Here is a 17789-nt window from a genome sequence, read left to right on the forward strand (position 1 = left end):
TGCGACTGCGTCAGCAAAAGATGTATCGGATGTAGGGTGGTTAGAATTTCAAATCAGGAGGCTTTCGAGGAAGCGCTCGTCGGCCGAGGCGCGACGCAGGAGCTGACTCGTCCGCCGAGAGATTCCGACCATCTACGCCCTCTCGGCCGACGAGTCAGGCCCTGTGGGCCGCCTCGGCGGACGAGCGGTCTTAACCCTTTTGCTACTTAATCCTTCCCCTTGCACCCGCGTCCCCGCCCGGAAAGCCTTACGAATCGCCCGCGACCTGCCATAATGTCGCAACTCAGTCATAAAAAATGACAGTCCTGGCATTCATACCAAGGACCGACGGAAAAACTGACACCCGCCTCCCTGTCTTTGGCATGCGGCACGGACATTGCCTGTAATGGCCGACAAGATTTTCAACTTACAACCATAAAATATACAATCGTATGAGCAAGATTATTGGTATCGACCTCGGTACAACCAACTCGTGCGTGGCGGTGATGGAGGGCAACGAGCCCACTGTGATCTACAACGAAGAAGGACGTAACACGACCCCTTCCATCGTAGCCTTTCTGGACGGCGGCGAACGCAAAATCGGCGAGCCCGCTAAACGTCAGGCAATCACGAATCCGACGCGTACTGTAGCCTCTATTAAGCGCTTCATGGGTATGCGCTTCGATGAATCCAAGAACGACGTAAGCCGCGTGGCCTACAAAGTCGTGAAGGGTGACAACGGCGTTGCCCGTGTCGACATTGACGGCCGTCTATACACGCCACAAGAGATCAGCGCCATGGTGCTGCAAAAAATGAAAAAAACCGCTGAGGATTTCCTCGGTACTGAAGTAACGGAAGCCGTAGTAACGGTGCCTGCATACTTCAACGACTCCCAGCGTCAGGCGACGAAGGAAGCCGGCGAAATTGCCGGCCTTAAAGTCCGCCGGATCATCAACGAACCCACCGCAGCTGCCCTGGCCTATGGCCTCGACAAGCGGAGTAAGGACATGACCATCGTCGTGTATGACCTCGGTGGTGGTACGTTCGATATTTCTATCCTTGATCTTGGAGACGGTGTCTTCGAAGTAAAATCAACGAACGGTGATACGCACCTCGGTGGTGATGACTTTGACCGGGTGCTGATCGACTTTTTGGCGAATACCTTCAAGGATCAGGAAAACATCGACCTGACGAAGGATCCGATGGCCCTGCAGCGCCTCAAAGAGGCCGCTGAAAAAGCTAAGATCGAGCTTTCTTCCAGCACGGAAACGGAGGTTAACCTTCCTTACATCACGGCGGTAGATGGTGTGCCTAAGCACCTTGTCGTTAAGATCAGCCGCGCGAAGTTCGAACAACTGGCCGACGACCTGGTACAGCGTACCCTCAAGCCATGTGAACTGGCACTGAAGGACGCCGGACTGAGCAAAGACGATATCGACGAAGTGATCCTCGTTGGCGGTTCTACCCGTATCCCACGGATCCAGGAAGCCGTAGAGAAATTCTTTGGTAAGAAGCCTAACAAAGGCGTAAACCCCGACGAAGTAGTAGCCATTGGTGCTGCCATTCAGGGTGGTGTCCTGAGCGGTGACGTAAAAGACGTACTCCTGCTGGACGTAACGCCACTGAGCCTCGGTATCGAAGTGATGGGCGGTATGTTCGACAAAGTGATCGACGCCAATACGACCATTCCTTCTAAGAAGTCTAAGGTCTACTCAACGGCCGCGGATAACCAGCCGAGCGTGGAAATCCACGTCCTGCAGGGCGAACGCTCGATGAGTAAGGACAACCGGCCAATCGGTCGCTTCGTACTCGGAGATATTCCACCAGCGCCACGTGGCACGCCTCAGATTGAAGTAACCTTTAACCTGAACGCCGATGGCCTGCTGGAGGTATCCGCTAAGGACAAAGGCACCGGTAAGGAAACGAGCATCAAAATTGAAGCCGGTACCGGTCTCAGTGAAGAGGATATCGCACGGATGAAGGCAGAAGCCGAAGCCAACGCTGATGCTGATGCGGAAGCTAAGGAGCGTGTGGAGAAGCTCAATGCCGCAGACCAACTTGTTTTCCAAACGGAGAAACAACTGAAGGAATTCGGTGAAAAAATCCCGGAGGAGAAGAAAGCTGCCATCGAAGCCAGCCTGACGGAACTTCGCGACGCACACAAATCCGAAGACCTGGCCAAGGTTGACGCTGCAACTGAAACCCTGACGGCTGCATGGAATGCTGCCAGCCAGGACATCTACCAGGCTCAGCAGGAAGCTGGTGGTGCCGATGCTACCGCCGGTACTGACGCCGCCGGAGGCTCAGGCGAAGGTGCTGCCGATGATGTGCAGGACGTTGAGTTTGAGGAAGTGGATGGGAAGTAAAGTTGGTCTATCGGTTCATTAGACTATTGGCCTGTTGAACTGAACGATTAGCTGATATCCGTCCGGCTTTGCCGGAACGTAAAATGGGAAGGCCCGTTGACACTTAGTGTTGGCGGGCTTTTTCTTTTGCACTACGCTACTACCACATCCTTATTCTGCCAGAGTTCATTCAACACCGGTACCCCTTTAACAATACTTTTCATAATCTGCCACCCAAGCCAGACCCAGCCCCCCGGGCTTGTTAACTTTCCAATGGCCCTGATGATCCAGAGGGCGCTGTCGATAAAGTATAACATATCTTCCTGCATACGTTTGATATGGGAAGCGTGTTGTCCAGGTTCTTCGGGACCAAAGCCAGCAGGAACGTAATTGATGGCATCGAAATCAAGCTGGAATTTGGTAGCAAAAATGCGGGGTGGTTCCGTGGCCGTAGCCGGAGCCGTTTCAGTGACCAGCGGACGGCCAAAGACGAAATGCGAAAGGTACTTGAAGCCCTGGAAAAATCGGTCAATGGCATTGCGAATCGGGCGCAACATCTTTTTGATGAAAGTGAAAACGGGGCCTAGTAACTTGCTCAGTGCCTCACCAATTACCTTAATACTTTTCTTTAGCCAGTCAACGACTTTTTCAAGACCACCGACGATAAAGCCGCCGACCTTACGGAAAAAGGATACCCGGCGTTTGGTATGAAGGGTATTGTCGGGGAAGAGTTCACCTACACCGGTTTCCCCCAGGATGTGGCTGTCGAAAGCTTCGTTGCTGATACCCGCTTTGGCGGGGAGTTTTTGCAGCATATCCTCCTCATCGTCCAGGTTTGTACTCTTGACCATTTCTCTTTCCCTCGACGCAATTCTATTAGTGAAAACCTGAATGATTGCGATGAAATCTGCGGCGTATACCTCGTTGTCATCATTAATTTTAACTAATAAGGAACGTACTTTTCGGGCGGTTTCCGGCTGTTTTTTCTTCAGGAATTTTTCAAACTTATCGGGGTCTTTAGGTGCAGGGTCAATGGCTTCGGCAGTGAAGTCCGCCTCGTCCATGAGGAAGTGTTTCAATGCAACGTGGGAAAGGGCCTCCCACTTTTCATCAATTGTTCCTGTATAGTAGCCTGTTTGCCAGAGCTTGATTTGCAATAGCCGGATGTCCAGGCCATTATCTGGCCGATGATTTTTCTTGCGCGCGCCTCTTCTGATCCTGTTTACCGTTGGGATGTGGTAGTACTTATTAGATACTTTAGTGGCTTTTTCGTTTCTGAAATCTTTAGGCGTCAACTTTTCCAGTAAGACGAAGGTGTCGGCTTCAGGAGGAACTAACTGATACCGTAGGGGAGGGTTCTTTTTGCGTTGTTCGGTATTGTTGACGTAAGAGACCAGGAGGGCGTCTATACTTGTCATTTTAGTCCAGAAGCCACGCGGAATACTTTGCTCTCTGGCTTTTCCTGTCACGTTAAAACCTTCCTCGAACATTGTATTCAGCACATCAAGGTTCTCCCCGCTATAATAGTCAGATAATGGCCCAAGATCGAATTGGGACGAAGAAAGGGTACGCAACCGATAACTAAGCGCGCGACTAAAAACCGATTGTTCGCCAATTTTATATTTATCGGGTACAATTCCGGCACCATCCCAACAAGTGTGAAAGCCGATACGGTCGACGATAGTGGCTAGATGGGCTTGTAAGAAAAGTCGGTCAACAGTACCTCCGGGGGGGAGGATGTGTTTCAGCTCCGGCCACTGTTTCTCTTCCGCCAAATAGTGGCGTACACCTCCCACTACCGGGTCCTGCAGCCGGGGATCGGTTAGTATGTTTTTTTTGTGTTTATGGTAAAAAATGAACTGCGCTTCACTGAGGTACCGAAGGTCACGAAGGTGTTGCACCAGCTCGTGCCAAATCGCACGTAGGTTTCGGGCATCTTCCTTCCGGTCGGCAGCAACCTGGCTTACCTCTGGTTCAGGAAAGGGCATACTGTACTGCAGCGGCATTTGCCGTTCAGCTACCTTCTGTAAGGTGGCAATATCTTTATCGCCCGAGGAGCCGTCGGAGAAGGCTTGGCACGAGGAGACGAAGGCTTTGACTGTGGATGAGGCCATCGAGGCTTATTCGATTGCCCCCGGTAACTTTCCCTCCCGCTTGAATAAAGGCTTGAGGCGGGCAACGATGTTGGCGCGGGCTTCCCCCGCTGCAGCAACCGTTTTGAGGTGCATATCCAACAACTCCCGCTCATTTTCATTGAGGTCAGAGGCGACAAAGGTTAGGGTGTCCTTATCCACTTCAACGTGGGTAGCGGCAATAACCCGTAAGTTTCCGTTGATGGTTGTCTTACCGCCTTCGCGGCCAAAAAGTTGTTTGAAATCAATGATAAAGTCAGGCTTCTTATTACTCGAGTCGCCACTGTCTTTTTTCTTGGTGATGATGGTCATATCTCCCGTGACGGTTATAACGTCGAGGGTGATGAGATCGGAAATAAATGACATAGTAGTATGGGTTAATGGTTATTTTAATTTTTTACGGAGGCCGGCAATCTTTTGGTACGAAATAGCCTCGGCAGCGACCATGTCATCTGCGGAGAATAAGGTGTAGCGAAGCGGCAGGCAAGGGCTCCATCTGGAGTTCCGACCGTAAACCAAGATAAGATCCATCAGCATATTGTAAGCGCCCTTGGTTCGTAATCCGCCCTTAGGTTTAGTACTTGTGCCAAGGAGACTGGTTTTTTTTGCTGCGAAGGAATTACACTTTTGGAGGCTCTCTGAGCTGTCAAGGTAGCTGCTTCCTGCAATAACCTGACAACCTGCAGACCAATTACTCAGCCCCAAGCCTGACCAGTGAATGTTGATCGTTGTGTTGGCCGACTGATCGGGGCCTGCTTTAATATTCTCTTCCGTGAGCGCATCGGCGCCAGAGGTGTCCCGGATAATCATAACGCCATGCTCGGCGGGGCGAAATGCGCGGTACGTCTTAGATGAACTTGACAACATATGCCAGCTAAACTGGTAAAGGTGCTGACCATTGATGAGGTAGGCTTCCTGCTCTTTTTTAGCCATATGTACGGAAGAGTCAGTAGAACCATAAAATATAAAGCTGTGGCCATTGACTAAGAGGACAAAGAGATCGTCAACTGGTCTTCTTTTTTCTTTTTTTATCTTATTGTTCTTCTTTACTTCAACTATTTCGTGGTTGTCTTCATTGGCAAATCTCCTGATTCCGAACAACAGCGGCTGGTCCTTTGGGAACTTCCAGTCTTCGGGTAGTAAGCTATCTGTTTTACCCTTGAATCGCCTGTTTGCGGCTTCAAGAGCACCAGGGTTTTTCTTAAGGTGCTTTACTGTTTTTTTGAAGCGGTCCCGCCACGTTTTAGCAAGAACGGCTTCTTCCTTCTCCTTAGGAAGGTTGGCCCAATCAGCCTGTTTTGCTTTGTGCGTCTTTTTATCCTTTGTTTCTTCTTCCCACAGCTTTTCCCAGCGAGCGATGTTTTTCCAGGTTGTAGGACCTACGATCCCATCGGGATAGGAAATTCCTTTTCCGGGGTCATAATCAGGGTCCCTCGTTCGTACGTACTCCTGAAACAGCCGTACTGCTGCCTGGGTTACGTAGCCAAAAAAACCGTCATGGCTGGCATTTGGCATGAAGCCTGCCTTTTTGAGGAATTGGGTTAATTTAACTACCTCATTATTCTTATTCTTTGTAAGAGTTTTGATCCAACGGTTATTAGAATTCCTATCGTCTGCAAGTAATCTTGAATTTATGAGGGCTTTAGGACCATAGTTCGAAAATCCGTATGAAGCCATATAGCTTTTGAGCGCAACTTCAGAAAATGAAGAGTTGGCGTCGATAGTACCTAATTGAAGATTGGCCATTATTTTTCTATGGGTATTTTACAGTGTGGCAATAAGGTAGTCTTTTAAATGATACTTGATGGCAGTTTAAATATTTGCCGTCCGAATGTATTCTGGCCAGGCTGACATGATTTTTTGTGTAACGCCACCTGGTCTGCCAGCTCCCACAGTTTGTCCATCCACAAAAGTAATCGGCATGGCCCCCTTCATGGAGCTGCAGATAATTGCCTCGTCTGCAGCCTTCAACTCGGCGACGGAGACTACGCGCTCTTCGACCGGAATACCGAGTTGGCCAGCTAATTTCAATAGGTGAAGGCGGGTGATGCCACGTAAAATGTTCTCCCCCGGTGTGATTAGGGTGCCGTCCTTGACGATCATAAAGTTAGATCGGTCGCTCTCGCGGACGTTTGCGTCACGGTCGACGTACAGGGCGTAGTCGGCACCCTTGGCTTTTAGCATTGGCTGTATACGAATACCTTCCAGGTAGTCAATGGATTTCACTTCAGGAAACTGGCGCTCGTAGTGATGCAGATGAACTTTCATGCCGCGCTCGTACTCCTCGGCAGAGTGGCCCTTGAACGGGTAGGCCATCCCCACCAGGTTGGGGTTGGTGGGGGTGTAGCCATCCGGCGCGTAGCCGCCGGTGAGCACAAAGCGGATGCCGCCATCTCCACCGCCATTGCGCTGGATCAGTTGCCGGACGGTTTTCCGAAGGTCTTCGCGGCTGACGGGCATGTCAAGCGCCAGCAGTTTGGCACTGCGTAAAAAGCGGTCGAGGTGATCTTCGATGAAGCGGGGCTGGCCGTCGGCGTACCGGAAGTAATCGAAAATGCCAAAGCCGCGCAGGATCGCGAGGTCGGCGACGTTGAGTGCGGCCTTTTCTTTAGGAAGGTACTGGCCGTTGAGGTAGACGATGGGGAGCATGGTGCTAGTGTGTTGATGGCGAAAGGTAGGAAATTTCAAGGGTTACACAACTTTGGAAGTTGCCTATAAGGCGTCAGCGCTATAGGTTGCTTTCTTCGGCAGTTGCTATTAGAGGTTTCCGGGAATTATGGGTGAACAAGTGACCACGGAGTGGTCTAATTATATTCACCCCGGGAGAAAGGTCGCGAAGCGGACTTTTACCAGGAGGAAGACAAGAGATATGACCGTAACGGCGCATCGTGTCGCCAAACTAATGCCCCTTCTTTTACCCCGGATTTTGGCGTTCCGCCTCATCCGGGGCAAGTTGATTCAATCCCGCCGTGACCTCATGAAGGTTTCATCTACGCTTTAGCGCATCAGTTCCCGGTACTGCCGGGGCGTGATGAACCGAACCTTTTTAGCTTCCAGGAACTGAATGATCCGTTTAAAGTCTTCCATTCTGGAGGCATCCGCGACCCAGCTGCGGGGGTGTCCCTGGAGCACAATCAGTGGCTCGTGCTGATATTGTTCCCAGGCAGCGATCAGGCTGTCGGGGTTCGGGACGTGTACGGGCTGTTCCAGGTTTAAGGCCGGAATCCGGGGGTATCTCGCTTTGGTGGTAACGATGTTATTGGGTGCGTACAGCCATTCGGTCAGCTCCGGCAGCTCAGCCAGCGCACGGGCGGTATTGGTGTCAACGGCGTTGTAGGGGGCACCGAAGGTGGTCATTCGCAGGCCTGTTTTGTCGAGTAGGAGGGCTTGTGTTTTTTGCAGGCTCCGAAGTTGGTGGGTGTAGCTGGTCCCGAGAAATTCCCGAACTTCCTGGCCTTCCACCACGGGTTTGCAGTGGCACCAGCCATGATTCCATACCTCGTGGCCGCGTGCGTCCTGCGCTTGTAGCCAGGCGTAGTAGTCGGGGGAGCCATCCTGCATGCGTTCGCCGACGATGCCGATGGTGGCCACAATGTTTTTCGCGTTGAGGTAGTCTAAGACTTGTGTCCAGCCGGGGTGGACTAAGTCGTTTTCAAACCAGGCATCGTCCAGTTTTAATATGACGTAGGGGGTGGGCGCGGCCGCAGGATGCAAAGATCGGACGGAGGAGCAGGCGAAGGTCAACCAGAGCAGTGCCGGTATGGTTATGGCTAGTATTGATGTTGGTCTAAGCTTCATAAAGCAAAGGTAGCGTTGTGTTACATGGCTCTTTGGCTGTTTCCTGATTTCTGTCTCAGGTCTGCTGCTCATGGTCAGTACTTTGCCTTCAACCAGCCGCTGCACCTGCGACCCCGCCCTGAAAACAGAACGCTAAAAAAAATAAATATGCCCGATACCCAAAAAATAGCTTTAGTAACCGGCGCCAACCGCGGCCTAGGCAAAGAAAGCACCCGTCAACTTGCCGGGAAAGGCTTTAAGGTCATTCTCACCAGCCGTTCTGAAAGCGGGCGGGAGGTCGCGCAGGCTTTTCGGGACCAAGGTCTCGATGTCGTCTTCCATCAACTCGATGTGGCCGACGGACAAAGCATCGCCGAACTCGCCGAATACCTCAACGAAAACTACCCTCAACTCGACGTCCTGATAAATAACGCAGGAATCCATTATGACACCTTTCAGAGTACCCTAAACGCCGACTTCGCCATCGTCGAAGAAGCCCTGCGCGTCAACGCCATCGGCCCCTGGCGTGTCAGTAAGGCATTGATGCCGATGTTGAAAAAAAGCAAAGGGGGACGTATTGTCAACGTCTCGAGCAGCTCCGGTTCTTTTGCTGATTCCTGGCCAGGAACCCCCGCCTATTCCATGTCTAAAACGGCGCTGAACATGCTTACGCTCAAATTAGCAGCTGACCTGGAAGGCACCAACGTCAAGGTTAATTCCGTATGCCCTGGCTGGGTCCGTACGGCCATGGGTGGCCCCGAAGCGCCACGTGACGTGACCGAAGGTGCCAGCAGCATTCTCTGGGCGGCTTTGTTGCCGGATGATGGGCCTAGTGGCGGGTTTTTCCGGGACGGCGTGGCTATTTCTTGGTAGGCTGTTTTGGAGTAACCATTAAGGTCACTAAGGCAATAAGATTTACATTAAGGAAGCGTTCGGTGATCAGTCGAGCGTAGCGAGCAGCCAACTGCGGCAGCCTACAAGCGAAGCGTCTACAAGGCACGAAGTGCTGTCTAAAAGGTCGCGAAGCGGCCGTCTGCAAGAAAAGAGCGTAGTGACTTTTCGCCTAAACAAGTTCCCACATGGAAGACAAGTTGACGTCGCGAAGTCGTTCCCCAAACTTCCATTCCGGAGCTCCCGGAATGATGATTGTCTTTGCCTTCAGGTCGTCCAGGCTGGTGCCTTTTTTCTTTTCTTTTTTGACGTATTTCTGCAGGGACTTCAAATAGAGTTCAAATGCCTTGATGTCGCTGGAGGTACCCACCACCGGGTATTCATCGGCGGCATGGCCGAAGATGTAGAGGGTGTCTTTATCGTAGGACTTCCGGATCTTTTTCATGACCGAAGCCCAATTGCGAATGTCGCCGCCAGCCTTGGGGTCAATGTAGGGGAAGCGCCGGTTGAACAGTAAGTCGCCGAGGTGGGCCACGTTAGCATTCTCGAAGTGAACGACGGCGTCGCCGCCGGTATGCGCTTCACCAAAGTGACGGAGGCTGATGGTTTCTTTGCCGTCGGGAAGGTTGGTGGACCAGCCTGATTCGAAGACAGTAGAAGGGAGCGGAACCGTGCCTGCTTTATCGTTTTCGGCCAGGTTATCCATTAAGTTCTTTTTGGCCCGTGCGTGTGCTACATGGGTACTGGCCATCTCCGCAAAAACGCCGTTACCGCCGGTATGATCTCCGTGGTGGTGGGTGTTGGCCAGCACGGCCAGCTGGGCCAGCTTTCCTTTGGCTTTGAGGTCGGCCAGCAGTGCTCCGGCGGACTCAGGGAATTGGGTGTCTACGATGACACCGCCCTCGGGCATTCCGCCCGGCAGGTAGACGCCAATGGTGCCACCACGATTGGTGTAATAACCTACGTTACCCCGTAGAAGGGTGAATTTTCCGTCGTCTGCGGGGCGATAGCCCCGGGCGAAGAGATTGGCAATCGGGGAGGCTGTCAGTGCGGCTACGGTAGTGGTGGCCAGGAAGTTACGGCGTTTCATGTGGGATGTGGGGTTTGAATATAAGGGGTGGCAAGATAATAATCTTTGGATGTAAGGTTTAATGTGGTGGAGATATTGTGAGGTTCCCCAGGAAACCCTCTCCTAACCTTATCCAAAGGGAGAGGGCTTTTGAAAACGCGGTGCGTTTTTTACAGCACCTCAGTAGTTGTCAGCCACTGGTATATTCCTTTAAACATCATCCTGCCAGCTCAATTTCAATGACCCGGTCGAGGGGTAACTCGTGAAATTTCACGCTTAGGCCAGCGGGTAAACGTAGGCGCAGGTCGGCGTTAAGGGGCTTAGTTAGTCCTTTTCGGTCAAGTTCATCTTCGGTAACGCCAAGATGCTCCACCAGCCAGGTCTCAAATTGTGGCAGCGGACGGTCGGTGACGAATTCAGCGTGTTCATAACCTTCGGGGTAGGGACTGCCCGGTTTAGGCTCTGGTAGTTCTAATAGCCAGATCTCGCGCTGCTTAAACCGAAAAGGCGTGGCCATCCGGAAGGTGGCGATCCGTCGGCCGTTGATCGGGCTTTCTACCAAGAGCCTGTTATCCTTTAATAAGGAGCTTCGTAAATCCTCATAGACGGATACGGTAGCGACCCGGTAGCAGATGTGGTCGAGCACTAGATGGTCGAGTGCACCCGGTGATGGCTCTAAGAACGTAAATAGCTGGTGAAGGAAGGGAGTGGGCGAGGGCAGTGGCATGGGATGTGATGTGATGTAAGGTACGCTTGATTGAATAGTTGGGCTAGCTTGGAGGAGATACGTGTGTAGAACAAATTACACAAGTCTAAGTCGTCAGACCAACTTTTATCCGGCTACGCCAGGCTAAAAGAATTGGTCGGACGACCGCCCGGGCCATTGTTCGCTGTCGGATGGATCGTTTTTACCTGACGCAGTCGGCAAAAACTGCGTCCAACGGCTCCTGAGTTAGCATCGGGGGGCAATTTGTCATCCGTACGGAAAATTTGGGCAAGACAAAATGTGTAATCAAATAGTTCATTGTGACAAATTAAGCACCTTATTTGGTGTTATTTTGTTTTAAATTTCGTATCTTTACAACAACATCAAACACCCGTTATTATGTCTGAAAGTACTGCGTTACGCCCTTCTGCTTCTTTGCCGACGACTCGTTTGGCGGCCTACCTAAGTTGCCAAATCAACCGTGCTTCCGCCATTGGGCAGCGCTTGATGTTTTGGCGGCCATCCCGGGAAGCAGGCTATGTCTTTTACATCGACGCCGACGAAGTTGGCTTCCGGCTTTACGATCGACTGTTTCAGGCTTACCTGGATCGGTTTCCACATCGCTTTGCGGGTGGCCGGATCGAGGACGTACCGGAGTTAGTCCTGGCCCTGACGCATCTGCCCCGGACGGAACTCGAAAACCTGACCTTGTACATCATCAGCCAGCTGAACCGGGAACGGGACCGGGTCGATTTTCAGTTTTACACCATGGTGTCGGATTTGCTGCGCCAGTTGTTGGCTTACCGGCCCTGGGCCAATGAGGACGGTTTACGCCGGATCGGGGAGGCGTTTTATTTTACTTCCCCACAGGGTTATGATGGGGTGGTGTACTGGCCTTTAGTGGCTTATTTGCGATCGGTCCGGGCTTCTTACGGCGGGCGGCCTCCGGAAGGTCAGGTACGTCAGGTTCTGGAGCTAATGGCAGAAGAACTGCGCGGTTTCTTTGTTTTTGGCTACAGCCGCGAGGTTGGGGAAGCGCGGGATGTGCTGGGGGAGTTGTTGACGAGTAATTCCTGATTATTAAATGGTGATTCCTGATTACCGCGAAAGCAACAATTACCAATTAACAACCTTATTCACCTCACCACTTTCCGTCATCCTGTGGAATTTCCAGCAGGTTAAACAAGAAGCCTTCCCAGATGAGTTGGAGGTAAATATCTCCGCCTTCCCGGTCGTAATCGGGGAGGTTGAGGTGGTGTTTCCACTCATCAAAGAGGAAGAAGGTGGAGCTGAAATGTTCGCTTAGCGGGTGAATTAGGTTTTCGCCAAAGCTTTCCCGGTTTACGAAAAGTGAGGGAAGTTCGGTACGGTCACGGGCATTAGTTTTCAGGCGTTGGCGGACGTAATTTTGCTTGTAGGGAAACCTATCGGGAATGGTGATGTCGGCACGGGGAACTTCCTTTGTGGTCCAATCGTGGTGGAGGGTTTGGGAGAAATCCTGATCGGGCCGGTCGGCGCCGATGATCTGTGCCAGGGTCATCCCTTTAGCTGGTTTTACGCTGATGGTATAGGTGGAGGTGTCCAGGGGCTGGAGGGGAAAGCCGTCGGCGATCATCCGGTCGGTAATGGTTTGGGCGGCGAGGAGTCCGGCCTTGACCGTCCAGTGATGATCGGTGCGAAAATAGAGGTCGTTCTTAGCGGAATACTTTTCGGGGCGGGGCCGCAGGTGCAGGGGCAGGTGGTTAAGGGCAAAGTTGCGCAGCGGAGTATGAAGGTCTATGTACGGTAGTTCTGTCTGATCGAGAGCGGCGTACAGTTGACGAGCGGCGTATTGCTGGTTAAGGGGCCGGACGTGGTCCGGCAGAAACTCCGGATAAATGTGGTGTTTCAGCGGGGCGATGGCGAGGTAGTATTTGCCTCCTCTGGCCCGGATGCTGTCTCTTCTGGCCAGGAGTTCATCGACTACCTGATTGAGCTCTGCGGGCGTAAAACGGCGTTTGCCCCGATAGATGTCGAGCTGTAGCCCGCCTTTGTAGAGCCATTCGTCTTGTCCGACCACCACCAGGTCGGGTAGGGGAGAGCGGCGGTTAGTGAGGGCCTGTAGTTTGGCGTTGAAACGTTGAAAAAGGCCCTTCCATGGGAACTGGTCGTTGAAGTAGGCCTCCGCGTCGCGGGGGAAGGGGTCCAGGAGATCAGGGCGGAAGACCGGGGTCTTCACTGCTGCTTTGTTCTCAAAACTTTGCACCTGCGTCCCCGCCCCCCAAAAGAGCGCATCCGTCCAACTCAGCAAGAGTAGAAGACCGAAGGCAAGCGGCAGGCCGTAGTGGAATATTTTCGTCATCAGAATCGGAAATAGATGAAGGGGTTGAGGGCGTTGTTGACCAGGGCGTTCAGGCAGAGGAGGAAGAGGGTTAGGAGGGTAAAGAGATGGATTATGTCGAGAAATTGGTAGAGGGCCTTGGTTTTGGGGGCTGGGTTATCCGTATTTATACGTTTACTTACGTTTTGTCGTACTTCTACATATTTACTATTAGCCTGTCGTACTTCTACATATTTACGATAAACCAAAGTCCCACCCCCAAAAGCACCAACCAAAGCCACCATCCCCACCACCGTCAACTCCAAATTCCAGTAAAAACCCCAGTCAAAAGCCACCGTATCCCCGTTCAGCCCAAACATCGCCAGGTAGTAATCCCCGGCCAACGCCGCCGACTCCGTCCGGAACAGTACCCAGCCCAGCAGCACTACGACAAAGGCATAAACGACGTTGCCACCAGGCCACCAGCGTTGTCTTTCTAATACAATGAACAGGCCGTGCCACAGCCCCCACAGCACGAACGCCCAAGCCGCACCATGCCAAAAACCAGTGGCCAGAAAAACAAGCAGTAAATTGCGCATTGTCCGCCAATATCCGTCCCGGCTACCACCTAATGGGACATACAGGTAGTCCCGAAACCACGCCCCAAGCGTGATGTGCCACCTCCGCCAAAACTCTCGAATGCTTTTACTGGCATAGGGGTAATTGAAATTCTCCGGTAGCCGGAACCCAAACAACATGCCCAGCCCGATAGCCATGTCGGAGTACCCGCTGAAATCGTAATAGATCTGCCCGGCGTAGAGCACAGCACCGGCCCAGGCAGTTAAGGCGTCCATGGTGCCGAAGTCCAGCGCAAAGATCTCGTCTGCCACGGTAGCCAATGTATTGGCAATGAGCACCTTCTTGACCAAACCGACTAAAAAACGGCGGATTCCCTCCGCCGTCATCTCCCAACTCCGCTGCCGCTCCGAAATCTGCCGGTCCATATCCTGGTACCGCACAATCGGCCCCGCGATCAGCTGCGGAAAAAACGAAATGTAGAGCCCTAGCCGAAAGATGTTGCGTTGCGGCGGTGTGGCACCCCGGTACGTGTCCACCAGGTACGACATGGCCTGGAAAGTATAAAAGCTGATCCCCAGCGGCAGCGCGATTTTCGGCAGTTCAAAGGCTGGAATCCGAATCATGCGCAGCAGATCGTTGGCTTCGCCAACGGCGAACATCGTGTACTTGAATACCGCAAGGGTCGTCAGATTGGCAATAACTCCCACAATCAGCCAACGCCGCTTATGTAAGCCGGTCAATTGTAAACCAACCACGTAGTTCATCAAAATACTCCCCAACAAAACCGCCGTGTAGCTTACGCCTCCCCAGGCATACACGATCACACTCACCAGCAGCAGCCAGGCATTCTGCCATCGGTTAGGTAAGGCCAGGCTTCCGCCCCAAATGATGGGAAGGGCCAGGGTGAGGAAGATCAGGGAGGAGAAGAGCAAGTTGGTCTATTGGTACTATTGGTCTGTTGGTGGTATTGGACTTTTGGTCCGTCAGGGCAAAGCTAAACCACGGGTGGAGGGCTACCAACTATTGCGGACTTAGAAGTGCATCGTTCGAGTGAAGCGAGCAGGGCTGTTATTCCATCCTCTCTTAACTTCCTTAATGCCCCAGTTGCGAAGCAGCCCTAAATGCCTTAATGGTAAAAAATAATTCTTCTCTCGCCGAAACTACCCACTACCTACTCTTCATCAATCAAATCTTCCGTTAGATCATTTTCAACTGGCTTTGCTTCCGGCAAGTGAAACCCCCACAAAATCACCATCCCCAACGCGAAGAACAAAGACAAAGCCAATAGGCTCATCCGCATGCTCCCCGTGATCAGGTCCAGGATGGCAAAAATGGCCGTACCTCCTACGATGGCGACCTTCTCTAGCACGTCGTAGAAACTAAAGTAGGAGGTCACGTCTTCCCGCGTAGGAATTAACTTGGCGTACGTCGACCGACTCATACTCTGGATGCCGCCCATCACCAGGCCAACGGCAGCAGCAACGGCATAAAAGGTAGTCTTTCCCTGGACGAAGTACCCAGCCAGACAAATGCAAAACCAGATGATCAGTTGGAAGTAAATACTGGCCTTATTGCCGTAGCGTTTACTGACGGATGCCGCCAGGTAGGCACCGCCCACGGCCACGATCTGCAAAATCAATACCACCAAAATCAACTCACTACTTTCAAAGCCAAGCTCCTTGGCCGCAAAAATGGAGGCCAAAAAGATGACCGTTTGTACCCCTGCGGAGTAACTGAAAAAGGCGGCTAAAAACCTTTTGGTGGGTGTGGATTTGCTTACCCGCGTCCAAACGGACTGAAGCTCTGCCATACCCTGACCAGCCATGTCGGCAAAGCTGGTACCGGATTTTCGTACGTCGTCCGGCAAACGAGCCAGTGAAATGGCCGCAAAAACCAGCCACCAAATACCAACGGTAATGAAGGCAAGGCGGACGGCCAGCGTCCCCTCCGTCGGTAGGCCAAACCACTCGGGCTTCTGTACCATCGCAAGGTTCAGCACGAGCAGGAGTACTGACCCAACGTAGCCCATCGCAAAGCCCTTGGCACTTAGCTTGTCGAACTTATCCTGGGTGGCAATGACGGGTAAAAAACTGTTGTAAAATACCAGGCCGCCAGCAAAGCCAATCAATCCCATCGCAAAGGCGATGGTACCCAGCCATAACGTATCCATGCCATTGAACCAGAAAAGGCCAATACAACCCACCCCGCCCATGGTGGTGAAAAACTTCAGAAAACCTTTGCGGCGGCCACCAACGTCCGCAATGCCGGACAACAACGGTGAAAGCACAGCAATGATCAAATAGCTGATGGTAATCGTAAGCGTAAGCCACGAACTGTCACTGAACTCAAAACCCGCAACGGTAAACTTATCGTCGATGACCGCCGCAAAGTAGGGCGGGAAAATTGCCGTAGTAATCACCAGGGCAAAAGCCGAGTTGGCCCAGTCGAACAGGGCCCAGCCGTTCATCGTACGCGGATCGTTGAGTTGGTTGGTCATGGCGCCAAGATAGGATTTGTATTTTGGACTTCTATTGTTATCGGTCTGCCCTACCTCATTCCCTAAATGTAAACCTGATCGTTGTTATCAGGAAGGTCGAACCGCTTTTTTAATGGGGGTGTCCCCGGTTATAATTTCGAAAGTCTGGTTTTGCATTGTACCGTCTTCCAGAACTTCAACGAGGGTTTTAGCTACGTCTGCCCTAGAAATGCTTCCCTGGGTTGCCAACTTTTCCTTTAGCTGAATTTTACCCGTACCTGCTTCATCCGTCAGGCTTCCAGGTCGCACGATGGTATAGCCTAAAGTGCTGGCGCGTAAATACTTGTCAGCGTTTTGCTTCGCCCTCAAATAGTCTTCAAGATCGTCACTAGCCGAGGGGTCGTCGGCTCCCATGGAGCTGAGCATTACGAATTTCCGGATACCTGCATTTTTAGCAGCATCCGTTAATCTCTTCGCTCCTTCCTGGTCTACTTCGATGACCTTTTTGCCACCAGAACCGGCAGCAAAAATTACTATATCTACGTCTTTTACTGCGTGGCTTAAATCTTCTTTCAGGTCGGCCAGAACTACAGCGACCTGGTTCTTTTCAAACCGATCTTTTTGCTCCTGTTCGCGAACCATGGCAATGGGGCGGTATTTATCAGCGTCTTGCAGTAACTCTATGATGATCCTGCCCGTGGTACCGTTCGCGCCGGCTACTAATACGTTTTTCTTTTCGTTATTCATGTTTCTAGCTTTTATTGACATTTTGAAATCATTGGACTCAACTACCACCTAAGTCTTGCTGAATAGTACTTTGGTCCACTCGCCGGGTATTTCCTGCGAATAAAAGGACGTCGGATAACTCGACACTTTCAGTAAGCAGTTTGTTAACGGGTAGAATTATGGAAGCAACCATTATTCTAAAATTGGGTTGCCCGAAAATTAAAGTTTGACCAGCCATTAGTAGTATTTTGTCGCCCCAACAGACCAATAGTCCAGTAGCACCAACATGACCAATAGCCCCATCAAAGTAGCAGTATTCCCCGGTTCCTTCGATCCCATAACTACGGGACACGCAGAACTTGTTCGCCGGGCCGTCCCTTTATTCGATAAAATTGTGGTGGCCGTTGGCGTCAATACCCAGAAGAAGTACCTCTTCCCATTGGAGCAACGCCTGGAATGGCTCAAAGCCGTCTTTGCCGACGAGCCCAAAGTCGAAGTAAGCAGCTTCGAAGGCCTAACGGCGCACTTCTGTAATAAAATAGATGCCCGCTACTTACTACGTGGTTTACGTAACGCCAGCGATTTCGACTACGAAAAGACCATCTCCCAACTCAACGACATTGTCGGAGATGGCCTGGAAACCGTTTTCCTCATCAGTCAGCCGGCTTACTCCCATATTAGTTCGACCATCGTCCGGGAAATAATCAAGGGTGGGGGAGATGCTAGTCCGTTTTTGCCGAAAGGGGTAGAAGTGAGAAAATGAGTGAATGGGAGAATGAGTGAATAATGGAATAAAAAGAATGGGAGAAT

15 protein-coding genes are annotated in these 17789 nt (G+C 51.8%); 4 read left to right on the forward strand and 11 right to left on the reverse strand.

What is annotated here, in order from left to right:
• The first annotated feature begins 431 nt into the window (after positions 1-431).
• Positions 432-2345 (forward strand): molecular chaperone DnaK, encoded by a 1914-nt coding sequence (gene dnaK / locus B036_RS0127200; protein ID WP_020571889.1) that lies wholly within the window; start codon positions 432-434, stop codon positions 2343-2345.
• A gap of 131 nt (positions 2346-2476) precedes the next feature.
• On the opposite strand, the gene B036_RS0127205 is transcribed toward dnaK, so the two are convergent.
• The 5 genes from B036_RS0127205 to B036_RS0127225 all read right to left on the reverse strand — a co-directional run bounded on the left by B036_RS0127205 (position 2477) and on the right by B036_RS0127225 (position 8254).
• The gene (locus B036_RS0127205) at positions 2477-4438 is read right to left on the reverse strand and encodes a hypothetical protein (RefSeq protein WP_020571890.1); all 1962 of its coding nucleotides are present in this window, start codon (positions 4436-4438) and stop codon (positions 2477-2479) included.
• Between the two features lie 6 nt (positions 4439-4444).
• On the reverse strand, positions 4445-4822 hold the full coding sequence (locus B036_RS0127210; RefSeq protein WP_020571891.1) for a hypothetical protein: 378 nt from the start codon (positions 4820-4822) through the stop codon (positions 4445-4447).
• 18 nt (positions 4823-4840) lie between these two features.
• Complete coding sequence (locus tag B036_RS0127215; protein WP_020571892.1) at positions 4841-6202, reverse strand: peptidoglycan-binding domain-containing protein; 1362 nt, start codon at positions 6200-6202, stop codon at positions 4841-4843.
• A gap of 66 nt (positions 6203-6268) precedes the next feature.
• Positions 6269-7105: an aminotransferase class IV gene (locus tag B036_RS31405; RefSeq protein ID WP_020571893.1), complete on the reverse strand. Its 837-nt coding sequence runs from the start codon at positions 7103-7105 to the stop codon at positions 6269-6271.
• Between the two features lie 348 nt (positions 7106-7453).
• Positions 7454-8254 (reverse strand): polysaccharide deacetylase family protein, encoded by an 801-nt coding sequence (locus B036_RS0127225; RefSeq protein WP_044103902.1) that lies wholly within the window; start codon positions 8252-8254, stop codon positions 7454-7456.
• Positions 8255-8401: 147 nt separating this feature from the next.
• Between B036_RS0127225 and B036_RS0127230 the strand changes: the two genes are divergently transcribed.
• Positions 8402-9106, forward strand: a complete 705-nt coding sequence (locus B036_RS0127230) for an SDR family oxidoreductase (RefSeq protein ID WP_026232403.1) — start codon at positions 8402-8404, stop codon at positions 9104-9106.
• Between the two features lie 190 nt (positions 9107-9296).
• Here the strand turns inward: B036_RS0127230 and B036_RS0127235 are convergent, their stop codons facing one another.
• Together B036_RS0127235 and B036_RS0127240 are read right to left on the reverse strand one after the other, a co-directional pair.
• Positions 9297-10214 carry an MBL fold metallo-hydrolase gene (locus tag B036_RS0127235; protein WP_020571897.1) on the reverse strand — a complete coding sequence of 306 codons (918 nt, stop codon included), beginning with the start codon at positions 10212-10214 and terminating at the stop codon, positions 9297-9299.
• A 196-nt stretch (positions 10215-10410) separates the two neighbouring features.
• Positions 10411-10920, reverse strand: coding sequence for a VOC family protein (locus tag B036_RS0127240; RefSeq protein ID WP_020571898.1), 510 nt, complete (start codon positions 10918-10920; stop codon positions 10411-10413).
• 378 nt (positions 10921-11298) lie between these two features.
• Between B036_RS0127240 and B036_RS0127245 the strand changes: the two genes are divergently transcribed.
• The gene (locus tag B036_RS0127245; RefSeq protein WP_026232404.1) at positions 11299-11976 is read left to right on the forward strand and encodes a hypothetical protein; all 678 of its coding nucleotides are present in this window, start codon (positions 11299-11301) and stop codon (positions 11974-11976) included.
• Between the two features lie 64 nt (positions 11977-12040).
• Here B036_RS0127245 and B036_RS0127250 read toward each other — a convergent pair whose 3' ends face one another.
• From B036_RS0127250 to B036_RS0127265, 4 genes are all read right to left on the reverse strand, one after another.
• A complete protein-coding gene (locus tag B036_RS0127250; RefSeq protein ID WP_020571900.1) occupies positions 12041-13240 on the reverse strand; it encodes an alginate O-acetyltransferase AlgX-related protein in 1200 nt (399 codons plus the stop codon).
• Positions 13240-14709: an MBOAT family O-acyltransferase gene (locus B036_RS0127255; RefSeq protein WP_020571901.1), complete on the reverse strand. Its 1470-nt coding sequence runs from the start codon at positions 14707-14709 to the stop codon at positions 13240-13242. Before B036_RS0127255 ends, B036_RS0127250 begins: the two co-directional genes overlap by 1 nt.
• A gap of 239 nt (positions 14710-14948) precedes the next feature.
• Positions 14949-16274, reverse strand: a complete 1326-nt coding sequence (locus tag B036_RS0127260) for an MFS transporter (RefSeq protein WP_020571902.1) — start codon at positions 16272-16274, stop codon at positions 14949-14951.
• Positions 16275-16361: 87 nt separating this feature from the next.
• On the reverse strand, positions 16362-17000 hold the full coding sequence (locus B036_RS0127265) for an SDR family oxidoreductase (protein ID WP_020571903.1): 639 nt from the start codon (positions 16998-17000) through the stop codon (positions 16362-16364).
• A gap of 265 nt (positions 17001-17265) precedes the next feature.
• Between B036_RS0127265 and coaD the strand changes: the two genes are divergently transcribed.
• Positions 17266-17742: a pantetheine-phosphate adenylyltransferase gene (coaD, locus tag B036_RS0127275; RefSeq protein ID WP_020571904.1), complete on the forward strand. Its 477-nt coding sequence runs from the start codon at positions 17266-17268 to the stop codon at positions 17740-17742.
• Positions 17743-17789 lie beyond the last annotated feature (47 nt).

This window comes from Neolewinella persica DSM 23188 (assembly GCF_000373105.1).
In the GTDB taxonomy this organism is placed as follows: Bacteria; Bacteroidota; Bacteroidia; order Chitinophagales; family Saprospiraceae; genus Neolewinella; species Neolewinella persica.